At 64.0% G+C, this 15,740-nt stretch carries 16 protein-coding genes; 12 read left to right on the top strand and 4 right to left on the bottom strand.

All coding sequences use genetic code 11. The annotated features are described in order from the left end of the window. Positions 1–4: 4 nt before the first annotated feature. Entirely contained in the window at positions 5–577 is a 573-nt protein-coding gene (locus V1290_RS11100; protein WP_334364444.1) for a glycosyl transferase, read from the bottom strand. Between the two features lie 190 nt (positions 578–767). Here V1290_RS11100 and V1290_RS11095 point away from each other — a divergent pair, with 190 nt between their 5' ends. The 5 genes from V1290_RS11095 (at position 768) to V1290_RS11075 (ending at position 5,624) form a co-directional block, all read left to right on the top strand. Then, entirely contained in the window at positions 768–1,928 is a 1,161-nt protein-coding gene (locus V1290_RS11095) for a PA0069 family radical SAM protein (protein WP_334364443.1), read from the top strand. Between the two features lie 174 nt (positions 1,929–2,102). Next, a complete protein-coding gene (locus V1290_RS11090) occupies positions 2,103–2,552 on the top strand; it encodes a VOC family protein (protein ID WP_334364442.1) in 450 nt (149 codons plus the stop codon). A 60-nt stretch (positions 2,553–2,612) separates the two neighbouring features. Then, entirely contained in the window at positions 2,613–3,188 is a 576-nt protein-coding gene (locus tag V1290_RS11085) for a GNAT family N-acetyltransferase (protein ID WP_334364441.1), read from the top strand. A gap of 60 nt (positions 3,189–3,248) precedes the next feature. Next, positions 3,249–4,040, top strand: coding sequence for a ribonuclease HII (locus V1290_RS11080; RefSeq protein ID WP_334364440.1), 792 nt, complete (start codon positions 3,249–3,251; stop codon positions 4,038–4,040). A 78-nt stretch (positions 4,041–4,118) separates the two neighbouring features. Beyond that, a complete protein-coding gene (locus V1290_RS11075) occupies positions 4,119–5,624 on the top strand; it encodes a glycosyltransferase family 39 protein (protein WP_334364439.1) in 1,506 nt (501 codons plus the stop codon). Positions 5,625–5,652: 28 nt separating this feature from the next. On the opposite strand, the gene V1290_RS11070 is transcribed toward V1290_RS11075, so the two are convergent. Continuing rightward, positions 5,653–6,477: a uracil-DNA glycosylase gene (locus tag V1290_RS11070; RefSeq protein ID WP_334368993.1), complete on the bottom strand. Its 825-nt coding sequence runs from the start codon at positions 6,475–6,477 to the stop codon at positions 5,653–5,655. A gap of 133 nt (positions 6,478–6,610) precedes the next feature. Between V1290_RS11070 and V1290_RS11065 the strand changes: the two genes are divergently transcribed. The 3 genes from V1290_RS11065 to V1290_RS11055 all read left to right on the top strand — a co-directional run bounded on the left by V1290_RS11065 (position 6,611) and on the right by V1290_RS11055 (position 11,228). Continuing rightward, positions 6,611–8,269, top strand: coding sequence for an electron transfer flavoprotein-ubiquinone oxidoreductase (locus V1290_RS11065; protein ID WP_334364438.1), 1,659 nt, complete (start codon positions 6,611–6,613; stop codon positions 8,267–8,269). 265 nt (positions 8,270–8,534) lie between these two features. Then, positions 8,535–10,316, top strand: coding sequence for a tetratricopeptide repeat protein (locus V1290_RS11060; protein WP_334364437.1), 1,782 nt, complete (start codon positions 8,535–8,537; stop codon positions 10,314–10,316). Positions 10,317–10,343: 27 nt separating this feature from the next. Beyond that, a complete protein-coding gene (locus tag V1290_RS11055) occupies positions 10,344–11,228 on the top strand; it encodes a 4-(cytidine 5'-diphospho)-2-C-methyl-D-erythritol kinase (protein WP_334364436.1) in 885 nt (294 codons plus the stop codon). On the opposite strand, the gene V1290_RS11050 is transcribed toward V1290_RS11055, so the two are convergent. After that, on the bottom strand, positions 11,225–11,854 hold the full coding sequence (locus tag V1290_RS11050; protein WP_334364435.1) for a LysE family translocator: 630 nt from the start codon (positions 11,852–11,854) through the stop codon (positions 11,225–11,227). The genes V1290_RS11055 and V1290_RS11050 overlap by 4 nt on opposite strands. Positions 11,855–11,997: 143 nt before the next feature. Further along, entirely contained in the window at positions 11,998–13,008 is a 1,011-nt protein-coding gene (locus tag V1290_RS11045; protein WP_334364434.1) for a polyprenyl synthetase family protein, read from the bottom strand. Between the two features lie 132 nt (positions 13,009–13,140). Between V1290_RS11045 and V1290_RS11040 the strand changes: the two genes are divergently transcribed. From V1290_RS11040 to V1290_RS11025, 4 genes are all read left to right on the top strand, one after another. Continuing rightward, a complete protein-coding gene (locus tag V1290_RS11040) occupies positions 13,141–13,368 on the top strand; it encodes a putative signal transducing protein (protein ID WP_028346935.1) in 228 nt (75 codons plus the stop codon). Further along, a complete protein-coding gene (locus V1290_RS11035) occupies positions 13,361–14,122 on the top strand; it encodes a tRNA1(Val) (adenine(37)-N6)-methyltransferase (RefSeq protein ID WP_334364433.1) in 762 nt (253 codons plus the stop codon). Before V1290_RS11040 ends, V1290_RS11035 begins: the two co-directional genes overlap by 8 nt. Positions 14,123–14,370: 248 nt before the next feature. Beyond that, positions 14,371–15,276, top strand: a complete 906-nt coding sequence (locus tag V1290_RS11030) for a S49 family peptidase (protein ID WP_334364432.1) — start codon at positions 14,371–14,373, stop codon at positions 15,274–15,276. A gap of 110 nt (positions 15,277–15,386) precedes the next feature. Next, positions 15,387–15,578 (top strand): hypothetical protein, encoded by a 192-nt coding sequence (locus V1290_RS11025; RefSeq protein ID WP_028346932.1) that lies wholly within the window; start codon positions 15,387–15,389, stop codon positions 15,576–15,578. Positions 15,579–15,740 lie beyond the last annotated feature (162 nt).

Genomic DNA, 15,740 nt, shown 5'->3' with positions numbered 1-15,740 from the left:
CGCTTTAGGCGACGACCATGATCCGGCTGCGCAACTGGGTGCGCGAGGCGCGACCGAGCTGGCGGAGTAGCCGCGTCTCGGGACGGCGGGAATCCACACCATGGCCGCCGAGCCGCTCATAATGATCGCGGGCAATCAACAGCCCCTGTTCCGCCGACGGTCCGACAATCATGCGGGCCATGAACTTCAAGCCGTCGCGCAGGCTCGTATCGGCATAGGGCGATCGGGCATAGCGAAAGACGCCGGCGCGCGGCCGGCCGCTGAGCGACACGTTCTGGATGAACTGTGTGGTCTCGTCGATCCAGCCGCTGTCGAGCACCGCGCCGGCGTGCAGGAACATCAGCCATGGCGAGCGTGCCGCCCGCGCCCCGGCGGCCAATGCCGCGGCGCGTGTTCCCTCGAATTTAAGAAAGCGGCAACCGGCCACGTCGGCCACCCGTTCGATCACGCCGTTGCCGGCCCGGTCGACCAGCAGCACCTCGCGGATGACGCCGGCTGCGGCTCCCGGCACCAACGCTGCCAGCGTGGCGACGGCGGGCTGTTCTATTCCTTCGGTCGGAATGATCACGCTCAACATGAGTGAGGTTTTCGATGGCTCGAGCAGTGAAAAACGCTGCACAGTTATCATCTTGTCACAATCAAAACAGCCGCTTGCGTGCAGATTTTTGCGGCATCGGGCGCCGGCTCCGTCGCCGGTGTTTGCGCTTCCGGTGAATTGTTGTCGGTTATGTTCTTGATTTGTTCTTGGTGTGTGCTATGTTCGCTTCATGAGCCGAGCATCCTCTCATGCCCTCAAGCACCCGCCGGTCAAGCCGCCCTCCGAACCGGCGGGTGCGACACCTTTTCCCGAACTCGCGGTCGCCATCGAACGCCAGCGGCGGCGCGGCCGCGGCGCGCAGTCCAACGACAGCGGCCGGTTCGAAGCCGAGGCGCGGGTCGCCTTCGACGATGGCTGGCAGAGTCTGGACGAGCTGCCGCCGTTCAAGACCACGGTATCGCTCGATACCTCGCGCAAGGTCATCACCCGCAACGACTCGCCCGACATCGGTTTCGACCGCTCGATCAATCCGTACCGCGGCTGCGAGCACGGTTGCGTCTACTGCTTCGCGCGGCCGACCCACGCCTTTCTCGGCCTGTCGCCCGGGCTCGATTTCGAATCCAAATTGCTCGCCAAGCCGGATGCGCCGGAATTGCTCGAGAAAGAATTGGCGGCGCCCGGTTACGAGCCGCGCATGATCGCGATCGGCACCAACACCGATCCCTATCAGCCGATCGAGCGTGAGCACAAAATCATGCGCGGCATTCTCGAAGTCCTCGATCGGGCCGGTCATCCCGTCGGCATCGTCACCAAATCGGCGCTGGTGACGCGCGACATCGATATTCTGCAGCGAATGGCAAAGCGTCATTTGGCAAAGGTCGCGATTTCCGTGACCACGCTCGACCCCAAGCTCGCCCGCACGATGGAGCCGCGCGCCTCGACGCCGCCGAAGCGGCTGGAGGCGCTGCGGCAATTGTCGCAGGCCGGCATCCCTGCCACCGTGATGGTCGCACCCGTTATTCCCGCGCTGAACGATTCCGAGATCGAACGGATTCTCGATGCTGCGGCTCACGCCGGCGTCAAGGAGGCGAGCTACGTGCTGCTGCGGCTGCCGCTTGAGGTGCGCGACCTCTTTCGCGAATGGCTGATGGCGAATTATCCCGACCGCTACCGTCACGTCTTCACCCTGATCCGCGACATGCGCGGCGGGCGCGACTACGACTCGCAATGGGGTACGCGGATGAAGGGCACCGGCCCGATGGCCTGGATGATCGGACGGCGGTTCGAAATTGCCTGCGAGAAGCTCGGCCTCAACAAGCGGCGTTCGAAACTGACGACCGATCATTTCGTCAAGCCGAAGCGAAGCGGACAGCAACTTAGTTTGTTCTAGGTCGTTGTCGTCATTGTGAGCCAACGGGTCGCGCGAATGCGCGCCCGATGACAGGCTCCGCGACGCAATCCATCGCGCCAAGCAAGGAAGAATGGATTGGTTCCGCCTTCGCTCTCCGGGCTACGGCGGACACGTCGCCGCTTCCGCTTCTCGCAATGACGGATGGAGATTTGCATGAGCACTGGCAGGCCAATCCCCCGGTTCACGGTCATCACGCTCGGCGTCAGCGACATGCGCGCCAGCATCGCCTTTTATGAAGCGCTCGGTTTTGCAAGAAAAATGCGCGCAACCGGTGAGGCCGTCGCTTTCTTCGACACCGGCGGCACGGTGATTGCGCTCTACCCGTGGGATCAACTCGCCGGCGACGCCAAGCTGCCGGATCAGCCGCGGCCGAAGACGTTTCGCGGCACGACGCTCGCCTGGAATTGCAGCTCTACAAAGGAGGTGGACGCTGCGCTCGATTTCGCCATCTCCTGCGGCGCGTCGCTGTTGAAGCCGGCGCACAAGACCGATTACGGCGGTTATTCCGGCTATTTCGGCGATCCCGACAACCACATTTGGGAAGTCGTGGTGGCGCCCGGTATCGAGGTCGGCGAGGACCGGCGGGTGCACCTGCCGGATTAAACGCGCGACGTTGCGGCAGCGCCACTTCTCCCGGCCGGTGAATTGCCGTATTGCGGTTTGATGAACCAGCAGCCCGCGCCAGCGTCGGAAGAGCAGCCGCTCGTCATTCTGACAACGCCGCGCCTGATTCTGCGCGCTGCGGCTGAAAGGGACATACCGGTCCTGCAGGATCTGATTCTTGGCGATAGCGATGTAATGCGCTTTGCATTCGCCGGGGCGCCGCTGGCAAGGGAGGCTGCCGAGGATTTCATTCGGCGATTCTTCACCTTCGGTGGCAGCCCCACGGGGATGGCGGTTTTGACCGAAAAGCCTGCGGGTGAAATCATCGGCTTTGCCGGCTTGTCCCCATGCGATGCGTTGGGAACTAACGATTTCGAGATCGGGTTTGTGCTTGCGCGCCGGGTATGGGGCCGGGGGATCGCGACCGAAATTGGGAAGGCGCAGCTCGCTTTCGGGTTCGACCAACTCAAATGCGAAAGATTGCTCGGACTCGTCGACCCGAGAAATGTGCCATCCATTCATGCCCTCGAGAAGCTCGGAATGCGTTACCGGCAGACGATTGCGGAGCCCAAGCGCGGCAGCCGGGGCGTTTATGTGATCGAGGCCGGGGAGTGGCGACGAGGTCACGCTGAATAACGGGAATTGTGCCGGGTTCCCGGTTGCGCGCCGCCGCGCGCTGGCGCACGAATCTCGACCATGATTCGGGACAAGTCTGCCAAGAAATCTGACGGGAAATCGGCCAAGAAAGCCGGCAAGGAAGATGCCGAGCTGCTCAAGGGCGTGATCACGCTTGCCCCGCCGAGCTTTCGCCGCGAGCGGGCGCTGATCAAGCGCGGCGTCTGGCCGGTTGCCGGCTGCGACGAGGCCGGGCGCGGCCCGCTGGCGGGTCCGGTGGTGGCGGCCGCGGTCATCCTCGATCCCAAGCGAATCCCCAAAGGCATCGACGATTCCAAGCGGCTGACGCCCGAACGCCGCGAGGAACTGTTCGAGGAGATCTGCGCCACCTCGTCGTTTGCGGTCGCCTTTGCCTCGCCCGCGCGGATCGACCGCGACAACATCTTGCGCGCTTCGCTCTGGGCGCTGGCGCGTTCCGTGCGCGCGCTGCCCGAAATGCCGAAGCATGTATTCGTCGACGGCCGCGACAAGATCGATGCGCCCTGCGACTGTGACGCCGTGATCGGCGGCGACGGCCTTGTCGTGTCGATCGCAGCCGCCTCGATCATCGCCAAGGTGACGCGCGACCGCCTGATGAGCGCATTGGCGCTGGATTGCCCGGGCTATGGCTTCGAAACCCACAAGGGCTACGCGGTGCCGGAACACCGCGAGGCGCTGGACCGCCTCGGTCCAAGCATCCACCACCGCCGGTTTTTTGCACCCGTCATTGCCGCGCGGCTGAAACACTTCCCCGAGACAGTCGAAGAGACGGTCGAACCCGACCTCTTCAGCGTGGACGGAGAGATTGCTTCCGAGGTTTCGGCCACGATCTGAGATCGGTTGCCTCGACGGCTCCTGCGCTCTATCAACCGTCGGGGGACAGGGCTGCCCGGCCCGGCATTCGGACGTTTCATGCGCTTCACATCGCTCGTTGTCGAACTGATCCGCGCCCGGCCGCGGCTGGTGGTCTGGCTCGTGGTGTTGGTGCAGGCCGCAATTTGGCTGATCCTGCCGATGCTGCTGTACCGCAGCCCGCCCGGTGATCTTGCGACCGCGCTGGCCTTCGGCCGGGAATACCAGGTCGGAACATGGCTCGGTCCGCCGCTGGCGTTCTGGCTCGCCGATATCGCGTTTCGTGCCGCCGGCAACCATATGTTCGGCGTCTATCTGTTGGCGCAGGTCTGCGCCGTCGTCACTTTCTGGATCTACTATCAACTGGGCCGCGCGATTGTCGGCGGGCAGCAGGCGGTGCTCGCGGTGCTGCTGTCGATGACGGTGGTGGCCTTCAGCTCGCCCGGCGTCGAGTTCGGCCCGCTGGTGCTGGCGCGCCCGTTATGGGCGCTGCTTTTGCTGCATTCCTGGCAATTGATCGGCCAGAACCGGCGCAACGCCTGGTTCGCCTGGTCGATCGAGGCCGGGCTTTTGTTGCTGACGACGCCGGCTGCGCTCGGATTGCTGCTGCTGCTCGCCGGATTTGCCGTTGCCACCGCGCGGGGGCGGCGCGTGCTGATGTCGCTCGATCCGCTCTATGCGCTGCTCGTGATCGCCGTCCTGGTCTTGCCCTATCTGATTTGGTTGCTCCGCGCCGATGCGCTCGCGATGCCGCCGTGGCCCGCGATCTACGATCTGGGCGGGCGCGTCCTGCAATGGGGCTGGCTACTCGTTGGCCTCGTGCTCGCAATGTCTGCCATCGTGCTGCTGGCGATCCTCAACTCCGGCCGGTTCGCCCGCCATGCCGGGGAGGCGCCGATTATCTACCGGCCGCCGGTCGATCCGCTGGCGCGCGACTTCGTCTATTTCTTTGCGCTTGCGCCGGCGCTGCTCGGAAGCCTGATCGCGGGCATCTTCAACCTCGATCATGTCGTCGGCGGGGAGGGCGTCGCCTTGTTGATGTCGGGGCTCGCCGTAATCGTGGCGAGCGGCGATCTGATCCATCTGCGGCGCCAGCGCCTGTTGCGGACGGCATGGGCGGCGGCGGTCGTCGCGCCTGCCTTGGTGACGATCGCGGCCACGCTGTTTTTGCCGTGGACCGCGAGCGAAGTGTCGACCTCGCTGCCAGCAAAGGCGATCGCGCATTTCTTCGGCGACAGCTTCGAGCGCCGGACCAACCAGCGCCTGCGTGCGGTCGCTGGCGATCCGCAATTGGCAAGCTTCATCGCCATGAACAGCGGACGTCCGCATCTGTTGCTCGATGCCACGCCGGAGCGAACCCCATGGCTGTCGGTCGCGAAATTCAACGAAACCGGCGGTGTCGTGGTCTGGCGCGCCTCCGATACCTCAGGCGCGCCGCCGCCCGATATCGCGCAACGCTTTCCCGGCCTGGTGCCGGAAGTGCCGCGCGCCTTCGAATGGATGGTGAACGGCCGCCAGCCATTGCTGCGGATCGGCTGGGCGATCGTACGGCCGAAGGCGCAGTAGAGGCGCTGCACCGCGTCCGGGACACGAGCTAATTCGCTTGCTCCAGCGCCGTTGCGATCGCGCGCAGGTCCTGCCAGGACATGCGCTTGTAGGACGGCGAGCGCAACAAATAGGCCGGGTGGAACGTCGCCATGGCGCGGATCGTGCGGGTGCCGGTGTCGTAGTCGAACCATTTTCCGCGGGTCTTCATGATGCCATCGCGGGTCGACAGCAGCGTTTGCGTCGAGGGGTTGCCGAGCGTCACCAGTATGTCGGGGTTCACGAGTTCGATCTGCCGCTGGATGAACGGCAAGCAGATTTGCGTCTCCTGCGGCGTTGGCGTCCGGTTGCCGGGCGGCCGCCAGGGAATCACGTTGGCGATGTAGGCCTTGCTGCGGTCCAGTCCGATTGCCGCGATCATCCGGTCCAGCAACTTGCCGGAACGGCCGACGAAGGGCAGGCCCTCGATGTCCTCGTCGCGTCCAGGTGCTTCGCCGACGAACATGATGCGCGCCTGCGGGTTGCCGTCGGCAAACACCAGCCGCGTCGCGGTGTTTCGGAGCGCGCAGCCGTCGAAAGTTTCCAGGAGCGCGCGCAGCGCTTCCAGCGTCGGCGCCGTTCGCGCCGCCTCGCGCGCAAGCGCGATGGCCGCCTCCGGCGCGGGCGCTATTTCGCTGCGCGGAACCGCCGGCATCGCGGCGGGCATTTCCCTGACGGGGCGGGGTGGCGCAGTCTCGCGGACAGCGATGGGGGCAGCAGGGGGGGCGGGCTCGGTCAGCCGATCGACTGGTTCCTCCATCAACGCGCAATCGACCCCGGCCTCCAGATAAAAAGCCAGCAATTGCCTGACATTAGGCGCGGGTTCGGAGATCAAATCCATGATGCCAATCTAGTATGGATCGCGCCGGCGTGAAACGCCTCGCATTGCATTTCCATGGTTGTCCTCCCCGCAAAAATCGGAAACAACGAGCCTTTAGAGCCGTTCTCAATTGGGCTGAGATCAGATCATGAGTGCAGAAGAGCTTCCTCCCCGCGAATCCATGGAATTCGACGTCGTGATCGTCGGCGCCGGGCCGTCTGGCCTCGCTGCGGCGATCCGGCTGAAGCAGCTCGATGCCGATCTCAGCATCGTCGTGGTGGAGAAGGGTTCCGAGGTCGGCGCGCACATCCTGTCGGGCGCGGTGATCGACCCGGTGTCGCTCGACAAGCTGATTCCGGATTGGCGTGAGGACGCCGATTGCCCGCTGAAGACGGAGGTCAAGGACGACCGCTTCTACTGGACCACCGCGACCAGCGCGATCCGGCTGCCGAACTTCGCAATGCCGCCGCTGATGAACAATCATCACTGCTATATCGGCTCGCTCGGCAATGTCTGCCGCTGGCTGGCGCCGAAGGCCGAGGCGCTCGGCGTCGAAATCTATCCCGGCTTTGCCGCGGCCGAGGTGCTGTATGACGATAACGGCGCGGTGCGCGGCATCGCGACCGGCGACATGGGCATCGCCAGGGACGGCAGCCACAAGGATTCATATACCCGCGGCATGGAACTGCTCGGCAAATACACGCTGTTCGCCGAAGGCGCGCGCGGCAGCCTGAGCAAGGAACTGATCGCGAAATTCTCGCTCGACGCGAAAAGCGAGCCGCCGAAATTCGGCATCGGGTTGAAGGAAGTCTGGGAGATCGATCCCGCCAAGCACCAGAAGGGCCTGATCCAGCATTCGTTCGGTTGGCCGCTCAACAACAAGACCGGCGGCGGCTCGTTCCTCTACCATTACGACGACAACAAGGTGGCGGTCGGTTTCGTCGTGCATCTCAATTACGACGATCCGTATCTCTCGCCATTCGACGAATTCCAGCGCTTTAAGACGCATCCCGCCATCCGAACCGTGTTCGAAGGCGGCAAGCGTATCTCCTACGGCGCGCGCGCCATCACCGAAGGCGGCTATCAGTCGGTGCCGCGCTTAAGTTTCCCGGGCGGCGCGCTGATCGGCTGCGCGGCAGGCTTCGTCAACGTGCCGCGCATCAAGGGCGTGCACAACGCGATGGGCAGCGGCATGCTCGCGGCCGAACATGTTGCGGCGGCGCTCGGCGCCGGCCGCGCCAATGACGAACTGGTGGAATACGAAAACGCCTGGCGCGATTCCGCCGTAGGTCGAGACCTGCACCGGGTCCGCAACGTCAAGCCACTATGGTCGAAATTCGGCACCATCATCGGCGTGGCGCTCGGCGGCTTCGACATGTGGTGCAACACGCTGGGCTTCTCGCTGTTCGGAACCCAGTCGCACGCCAAGTCCGACCGCAAGACGCTGGATCCGGCCAAGGCGCATGTGCCGATCGCCTACCCCAAGCCGGATGGCAAGCTCACCTTCGACAAGTTGTCCTCGGTGTTCCTCTCCAACACCAACCATGAGGAGGACCAGCCGGTTCATCTCAAGGTCGCCGACATGAACCTGCAGAAGGCATCCGAGCACGATGTCTATGCCGGTCCGTCGAACCGCTATTGCCCGGCCGGCGTCTATGAATGGGTCGAGGAGGCTTCAGGTCCGCGCTTCCAGATCAACGCCCAGAACTGCGTCCATTGCAAAACCTGCGACGTGAAGGACCCGAACGGCAATATCACCTGGGTTCCGCCGGAAGGCGGCGGTGGGCCGAATTACCAGGGCATGTAGAGAGGCCGTATAGACCACGATTGCGTGAGTTGGAGGAGGGTGATACCGCCTCCGGCCACGATACCGCCACAGTAAAAGCGTTTCCGGGTTGGGCTGGCTAAATCGGAGCCCTAAGGGCCTATCTGCCAATCGATTCGCCAACCCGTATCCTTGCGGTTGAAGGCCAAAAGCGGCATTGTCGCAGGCTGAGATGCCGCCGCTTGGGTTTGCATTCGAGACCGATCGTAACGATCCCGCCATACATCCTGGAGCTAGGCGAACTGTGATGCTTTCCACTCGTATGAATCGTTGGACCATCGCCGCAATTACTGTTGCTAGCCTGGCCGCGCCTGGCGTGGCCTGGGCCCAGACGCCCGAACATACGGCCGACAACGCCGCGCAATTCCCCACCAAATCCGATCTGAAGTCGCTGACGACGGCAGGCAGCTATCTCGCCGCGCGCCATGCCAGCGTCGAGCGCGATGCGGCCTCGGCTGCGGCATTCTATCGCTCCGCGCTGCGCACCGATCCGAAGAACAACGAACTCCTGGATCGCGCCTTCATCTCTTCGCTCGCCGATGGCGACATCGATGAAGCGGTCAAGCTCGCCGATCGCATCCTGACGATGGACAAGGCGAACCGCGTCGCGCGGCTGGTGGTCGGCGTCCGCGACCTCAAGCAGAAGAAATATGCGGCCGCGCAGCTCAACATCAACCAGTCGATCCGCGGACCGATCACCGACCTGGTGGCGACGCTGTTGTCGGGATGGGCGAGCTACGGCGCGGGCGATGCCAAGACCGCGGTTGCCAATATTGACAAGCTGACCGGGCCTGAATGGTATCCGATCTTCAAGGATCTCCACACCGGCATGATCCTGGAGATCTCGGGCAAGGACAAGGACGCCGGCACGCGGTTCGAGCGCGCCTACAAACTCGACGATTCAATGCTGCGCGTGTCCGACGCCTATGCGCGCTGGCTGTCTCGCAACAAGGATGGCGCGGCGGCGGCCGGCATTTACGAAGCGTTCGACAAGAAGTTGCCGCGGCATCCGCTGGTGCAGGAAGGCCTGCGCGAGACCCGGGCCGGCAAGAAGATGTCGGCGCTGGTCGATTCGGCGCAGGCCGGCGCGGCCGAGGCGCTGTATGGCATCGGCGCCACGCTGACACGCCGCGGCGGCGAGGATCTGGCGCTGGTCTATCTGCAGCTCGCGCTCTACCTGCAGCCCAATCATCCGCTGGCGCTGTTGTCGCTCGCCGATCTCTACGAGTCCGTGAAGAAACCGCAGATGGCGATCAAGGTCTACGAGCGCATGCCGGCCAGTTCGCCGCTCAAGCGCAATGCGCAGATCCAGCTCGCCACCAATCTCGACGCCGCCGACCGCAGCGAAGAGGCGATCAAGATCCTGAAAGGCGTCACCGCGGACGCGCCGAAGGACATCGAAGCCATCATGGCGCTCGGCAACATCGAGCGCGGCCGCAAGAAGTTCAGCGATTGCGCCAATACCTATACGCTGGCGATCGACGCGATGCCCGGGGTGACGGACAAGAACACCTGGGTCACTTATTACTATCGCGGCATTTGCGAGGAACGTTCCAAGCAGTGGAGCAAGGCCGAGGCCGACATGCGCAAGGCGCTGGAGCTGCAGCCCGAGCAACCGCATGTCCTGAACTATCTCGGCTATTCCTGGATCGACCAGGGCATCAACCTCGACGAAGGCATGAAGATGATCCGGCGCGCCGTCGACCAGCGCCCCGATGATGGCTACATCGTGGATTCGCTGGGCTGGGCGTTTTACCGGATCGGCAATTTTGAAGACGCGGTAAAGCATCTCGAGCGTGCGATCGACCTCAAGCCGGAGGATCCGACCATCAATGACCATCTCGGCGACGCCTATTGGCGCGTCGGGCGGACGCTGGAAGCCAAATTCCAGTGGGCCCATGCCCGCGACCTCAAGCCCGAGGCGGAGGAATTGCCGAAGATCGAAGCCAAGATTGCCAACGGCCTGCCCGAAGACACTTCCTCCGCGGCTTCCGCCGACAAGAAGAAAGAAGACGGTAGGGGTGGCTGAGGCAAGGACTTTGGGGGCTGTTCGGCAATGCCGCTGTTGAATGACAAGGCGCGCGCCAAGGTCAACCTGACCTTGCGGGTGAATGGCCGCCGTGCCGACGGTTACCATGATCTCGAAAGCGTGGTGGCGTTCGCCGACTGCGCCGACCGGCTGACGCTGACGCCGGGTTCGGATCTGGATTTGAAGATGTCGGGACCGCTGGCGCAGGCCTGCGGCGAGACCTCGGACAATCTGGTGCTCAAGGCCGCGCGCCTGTTGGCCGAGCGCGTACCGGACATGAAAGTCGGCAGCTTTACGCTCGACAAGGTCTTGCCGGTCGCGGCCGGAATCGGCGGCGGTTCGGCCGATGCCGCGGCGGCGCTGCGGTTGCTTGCACAGTTGAACGGGCTCGCGCTCGACGATCCCCGTATCGTCGAGGTCGCGCAACTGACCGGCGCCGACGTGCCGGTCTGCGTTAACTCACGCGGCTGCGTCATGGCCGGCGTCGGCGAAACGCTGCAGCCGCTCAGTCTGCCGAAAATGCCGTGCGTGATGGTCAACCCCGGCGTTGCCGTCGCGACCCGCGACGTTTTCAATGCGCTGGGCCTCCGCAGCGGCGAATTGCTTGTCGGTGTCACCGACGTGCTGCTGCGGGACCGCTGGCCGGACGAGAAGGCATCGCTGGAGGATTGGGTCGAAGCGCTCGCCGCCAGCTCCAACGATCTGGAAGCGCCCGCCATGCGTGTCCAGCCCGTGATCGGCGAGGTCATCGCAGCGCTCAACGCGACCAACGGCGCCTGGCTGGCGCGGATGTCCGGCTCCGGCGCCACCTGCTTTGCGATCTACGAGAACACCGTCGAAGCCGGACGCGCGGCAGAGCAGATCCGGCGCGATCACCCCGGATGGTGGGTGTATGCGGGAACGCTGAGTTAGCTCGCAGGCCGCCGCGCCAGCGCCAGCGAAACACCGAGGCCCGCGATGAACAGCCCCGAGCCCTGTCGCAATCGTTGAAGCAAGTTCGGCCTGCGCGTGAGACCACTGCGCGCCGTCGCGGCCATCATTACCACGATGATATCGACAAGCGTGTTCAGCGCGACCGAGATCAGGCCCAGCGCCATGAACTGGAGCGCCGGATAGCTGCCGGCCGGGTCGAGGAATTGCGGAATGAAGGCCAGGAAGAACGCCGCGGTCTTCGGGTTCAAGGCTTCGACCAGCACGCCTTCCCGAAACGCCCGCTCTGTACCGACCGCGACGGCTTGTTGCGGCAGCAGATCGCGCGCTTCGCGAAACGTCTTGATGCCGAGCCACACGAGATAGATTGCGCCGGCGAATTTGAGCGCGGTGAACAGCTCAGCGCTGGCCAGGATGAGCGCCGAGACCCCAAGCCCGCCCGCGACCACGTGCACCAAGCCGCCGAGCGCAGTCCCGAACGTCGACGCGATACCGGCGCTCTTGCCGCCCGACAGCGTCCGTGCGGCGACGTAAAAGATTCCTGGACCGGGGACGGCGGCAATGACGAGTGCGGCCAAGAGGAACAACGTGAAATTGGTGCTGTTCAATGCGATCTCTCTCGGAGGATGGGCAGAGCGCTGTCATCACCCGCGAAGGCGGGTGATCCAGTATTCCAGAGACATCAGTGATTGAATCGATAGGCCGCGGCGTACTGGATACCCCGCCTTCGCGGGGTATGACGGAAGCGGAATCAATGTGACCTCGCCAGACAGAACGCCACGACCTGTTCGAGTGCGGTTTTCATCGGCGAGGCCGGGAATAGCGCGAGCGCGTCAACGGCCATTGCGCCGTAGTGCTGGGCGCGGCTGATCGTGTCCTCCAGCGCGCGGTGCTTGGTCATCAGGCCGATGGCGTGATCGAGATCGCTGTCGCCGATCTCGCCGCGCTCCAATGCCTTGATCCAGAACTTCCGCTCGCTGTCATTGCCGCGGCGGAACGCCAGCACCACCGGCAGCGTGATCTTGCCTTCGCGGAAATCGTCGCCGATGTTCTTGCCGAGTTTCGCGGCCTTGCCGCCATAGTCCAGCACGTCGTCGACGAGCTGGAATGCGATGCCGAGATTCATGCCGACCGAGCGGCATGCGGTCTGCTCGGCCTTCGGGCGGTTGGCGATCACGGGTCCGACTTCGCAGGCGGCGGCGAACAATTCGGCGGTCTTGCCCCTGATCACGGCGAGGTATTCGTCCTCGGTGGTCGCGGTGTTCTTGGCCGCCGCAAGCTGCATCACTTCGCCTTCGGCGATGGTGGCCGCAGCCGAGGAGAGAATGTCGAGCGCACGCAGCGAGCCGACCTCGACCATCATGCGAAAGGCCTGGCCGAGCAGGAAGTCGCCGACCAGCACGCTGGCCTCATTGCCCCACAACATCCGCGCCGACAGCTTGCCGCGGCGCAGTTCGCTCTCGTCGACTACGTCGTCGTGCAGCAGGGTTGCCGTGTGCATGAACTCGACCGCGGCGGCGAGCTTGATATGGCCGTCCCCGGAATAGTTGGAGAGCTGGGCCATCGCCAGCGTCAGCATCGGGCGCAGACGTTTGCCGCCGGATGAGATCAGGTGGTTGGCGACTTCCGGAATCATGGTGACTTCCGATCCCGTGCGCGACAGGATCGTGGCGTTGACCCGCTCCATGTCGGCGGCGACCAGCCCGACCAGCGCATCTATCGAAGCGTTCGACGGGCTTTCGAAGGGTACAATAACCGCCACACGGGTCTCCAATTTTGGCCAATTCGCACTATCCTTATTCTACAATAGAAAGTGCCGGCAATCGCGGCAAGGGCACGTAGCAGTTGACAGACCTGGTGCCGCGTCGCATCGGGGCGAAAAGGAGAACACCACTTGCGGGAATTGGTCAGGACCAACGATATCGTGCTGGTTTCTGCGATCGGCGCGCTGCTCGACGGCGCCAATATCCATCATCTGGTGCTGGACCAGAACATGAGCGTCATCGAGGGATCGATCGGCATCCTGCCACGCCGCATCCTGGTTCATGAGGACGACAATCGCGCAGCCCGCCAGTTGCTGGCCGAGGCGGGTCTGGCTCACGAATTGCGCCCCGATGACTGACCTCGAACTCACCGAGGATGCGTTTCTCGGCGGGCAATTGCGTTTGAAGCAACTGAAATCGGGACATCGCGCCGGTCACGATGCAGTGCTGCTGGCGGCAGCGACGGCAGCCCGTCCGGGTGACCGCGTGGCCGATCTCGGCGCCGGCGTCGGCGTCGCGGGGCTTTCGGTCGCCAGGCGCGTGGCCGGCATCGATCTGGTTCTGGTCGAGATCGATGCTGTGCTGGCGGGCCTTGCGCGCGCCAATGCGGAGGCGAATGCGATTCGAGCCGACGTGATCGTGCTTGACGTGGAGGCCGATGCCACGGCCTTTGCCGCTGCCGGACTCCTTCCTGACAGGGTCGATGCGGTGCTGATGAATCCGCCGTTCAACGACCCGGCGCGGCATCGCGTCTCGCCGGACACGGCACGCGGGACCGCGCATATGGCGACCGCAACAACGCTCTCGAAATGGATTCACGCGGCGCGGCGCATTCTCAAATCGAAGGGGGCGCTGACGCTGATCTGGCGTGCCGATGGAATCGCCGAGGTGCTCTCGGCGCTCGATCACGGTTTCGGGAGCCTGCAGGTGCTGCCGGTTCACGGTGACGCACGGGGGCCTGCCAATCGCATCCTGGTTCGCGCCATCAAGGGTGGGCGGGCGCCGACGCAAATCCATCCCGCCCTGATGCTCAATGACGAGCAAGGTCAGCCCCATAAAAGGGTGCAGGAGATTCTGGCCGGGAAGGGAACCTTGCCGTTGGCGAACCTGTAAAGTCGGCCCGCAACTCCCAATTACTCGCTATTGCGGAAGCGTCTCGGACTGTTGTTTGGGCGCCGACGTAAAGTGAATCGCGGTCAGAAGGCTGCCGATGAGCATTATCAGCAGGTAGATTTTCATGTCAGTCTCCGCTGCGCCATTGCAGTCTCTCGTCTGCGATGCAAAAGGCGTCCTGCCAAAAGGCGTTCCGGCCTTTCCAATGACATTGGTGTGATAAAAAATGGTTAATTCGAGGTAACGGCATGAGTGAACAATTAAGTGATCGCACGGGATTGCCGGGCCTCATTGACAGGATGAAACGATTCATTCCGGCAAAATTCCGGCGCGACGTCCCGGTCGTTCCGGTGGTTCGCCTGTCGGGCGTCATCGGTGCGGTGACGCCATTGCGGCCGGGCCTGACGCTGGCCGGCATCGCCAAAACGCTCGAACGCGCGTTCGCCACCCGACACGCCAAGGCGGTGGCGCTGGTGATCAATTCGCCCGGCGGCTCGCCGGTGCAATCGCGACAGATCTATTTGCGGATCAGGCAGCTTGCTGCGGAAAAGAAACTGCCGGTGCTGGTGTTCGTCGAGGACGTCGCGGCATCCGGCGGCTACATGATCGCCTGCGCGGGCGACGAGATATTCTGCGATCCGTCCTCGATCCTCGGCTCGATCGGTGTGGTCGGCGGCAGTTTCGGCTTTCAGGACTTGATCAAGAGGATTGGTGTCGAGCGGCGGCTTTACACGGCAGGCGAGCACAAGGCGATGCTGGACCCCTTCTTGCCCGAAGACCCGGATGACGTCGCCCGCCTGAAGACGCTTCAGCGCGAGATCCACGCCATCTTCATCGCGCTGGTCAAAGGCAGCCGCGGTGCACGCCTCAAGGGGGCCGACGACGTCCTGTTCACCGGCGAATACTGGGCGGGCGAGAGATCGGTGTCGCTCGGCCTTGCGGACAAAATCGGCGATCTCCGCTCGACGCTGCGCGAGCGCTATGGTGACAAAGTGCTGACGCCGCTTATCGCGCCGGCAAGCGGAATGCTGGCCGGGCTCTTGGGCCGGAGATCACCGGGCGCGGGTTCGCTGGCCGACGGTATCGGGGGATTGCCGGATGACCTGATTTCGGCGCTGGAGACCCGGGCAATTTGGGCCAAATTCGGGTTCTAGGCCGGGGGTACCCGCGCCATTTAGTCCCAAAAGCGTAATTGCGATGCAGGCCGGCTTCGGCGAGAATGCGAGCCATTGGGGGCTGACACGTGAACGACAAGGATCGACCGATGCCGCCGCTGATCGCATTCGCGGGTGCCCTGGGAGGGCTCGCCGTGGTCCGCTGGGCCTACAAGACCGCCGTCCGCATCAACAGGGAACTCGAAGAGGCACGGCTGGCGCGCGTCGCCGAGGCCACACAGACGGCCGACATCCCAACGCTGCGCCGCGACCCCGTCACCGGCGCCTACCGGCCGGGCTAGCCTCCGGCCTTTATGCTGAGGGGCGGGCGACAGCCCGCGTCTCGAAGGATGGCCCACACGTTCGGGGCCTCATGGCTCGCTCGGCGATGCTGGCATCGTCCTGAGACGCGCGGCCCGCCGCGCTCCTCACCATGAGGAATACAGGGCTCCATCGCCTTGATT

It is taken from the genome of Bradyrhizobium sp. AZCC 1578 (assembly GCF_036924675.1).
In the GTDB taxonomy this organism is placed as follows: Bacteria; Pseudomonadota; Alphaproteobacteria; order Rhizobiales; family Xanthobacteraceae; genus Bradyrhizobium.
Note: the sequence above shows the minus strand (reverse complement) of the source record. Positions and strands in the feature narration are given on the sequence as shown.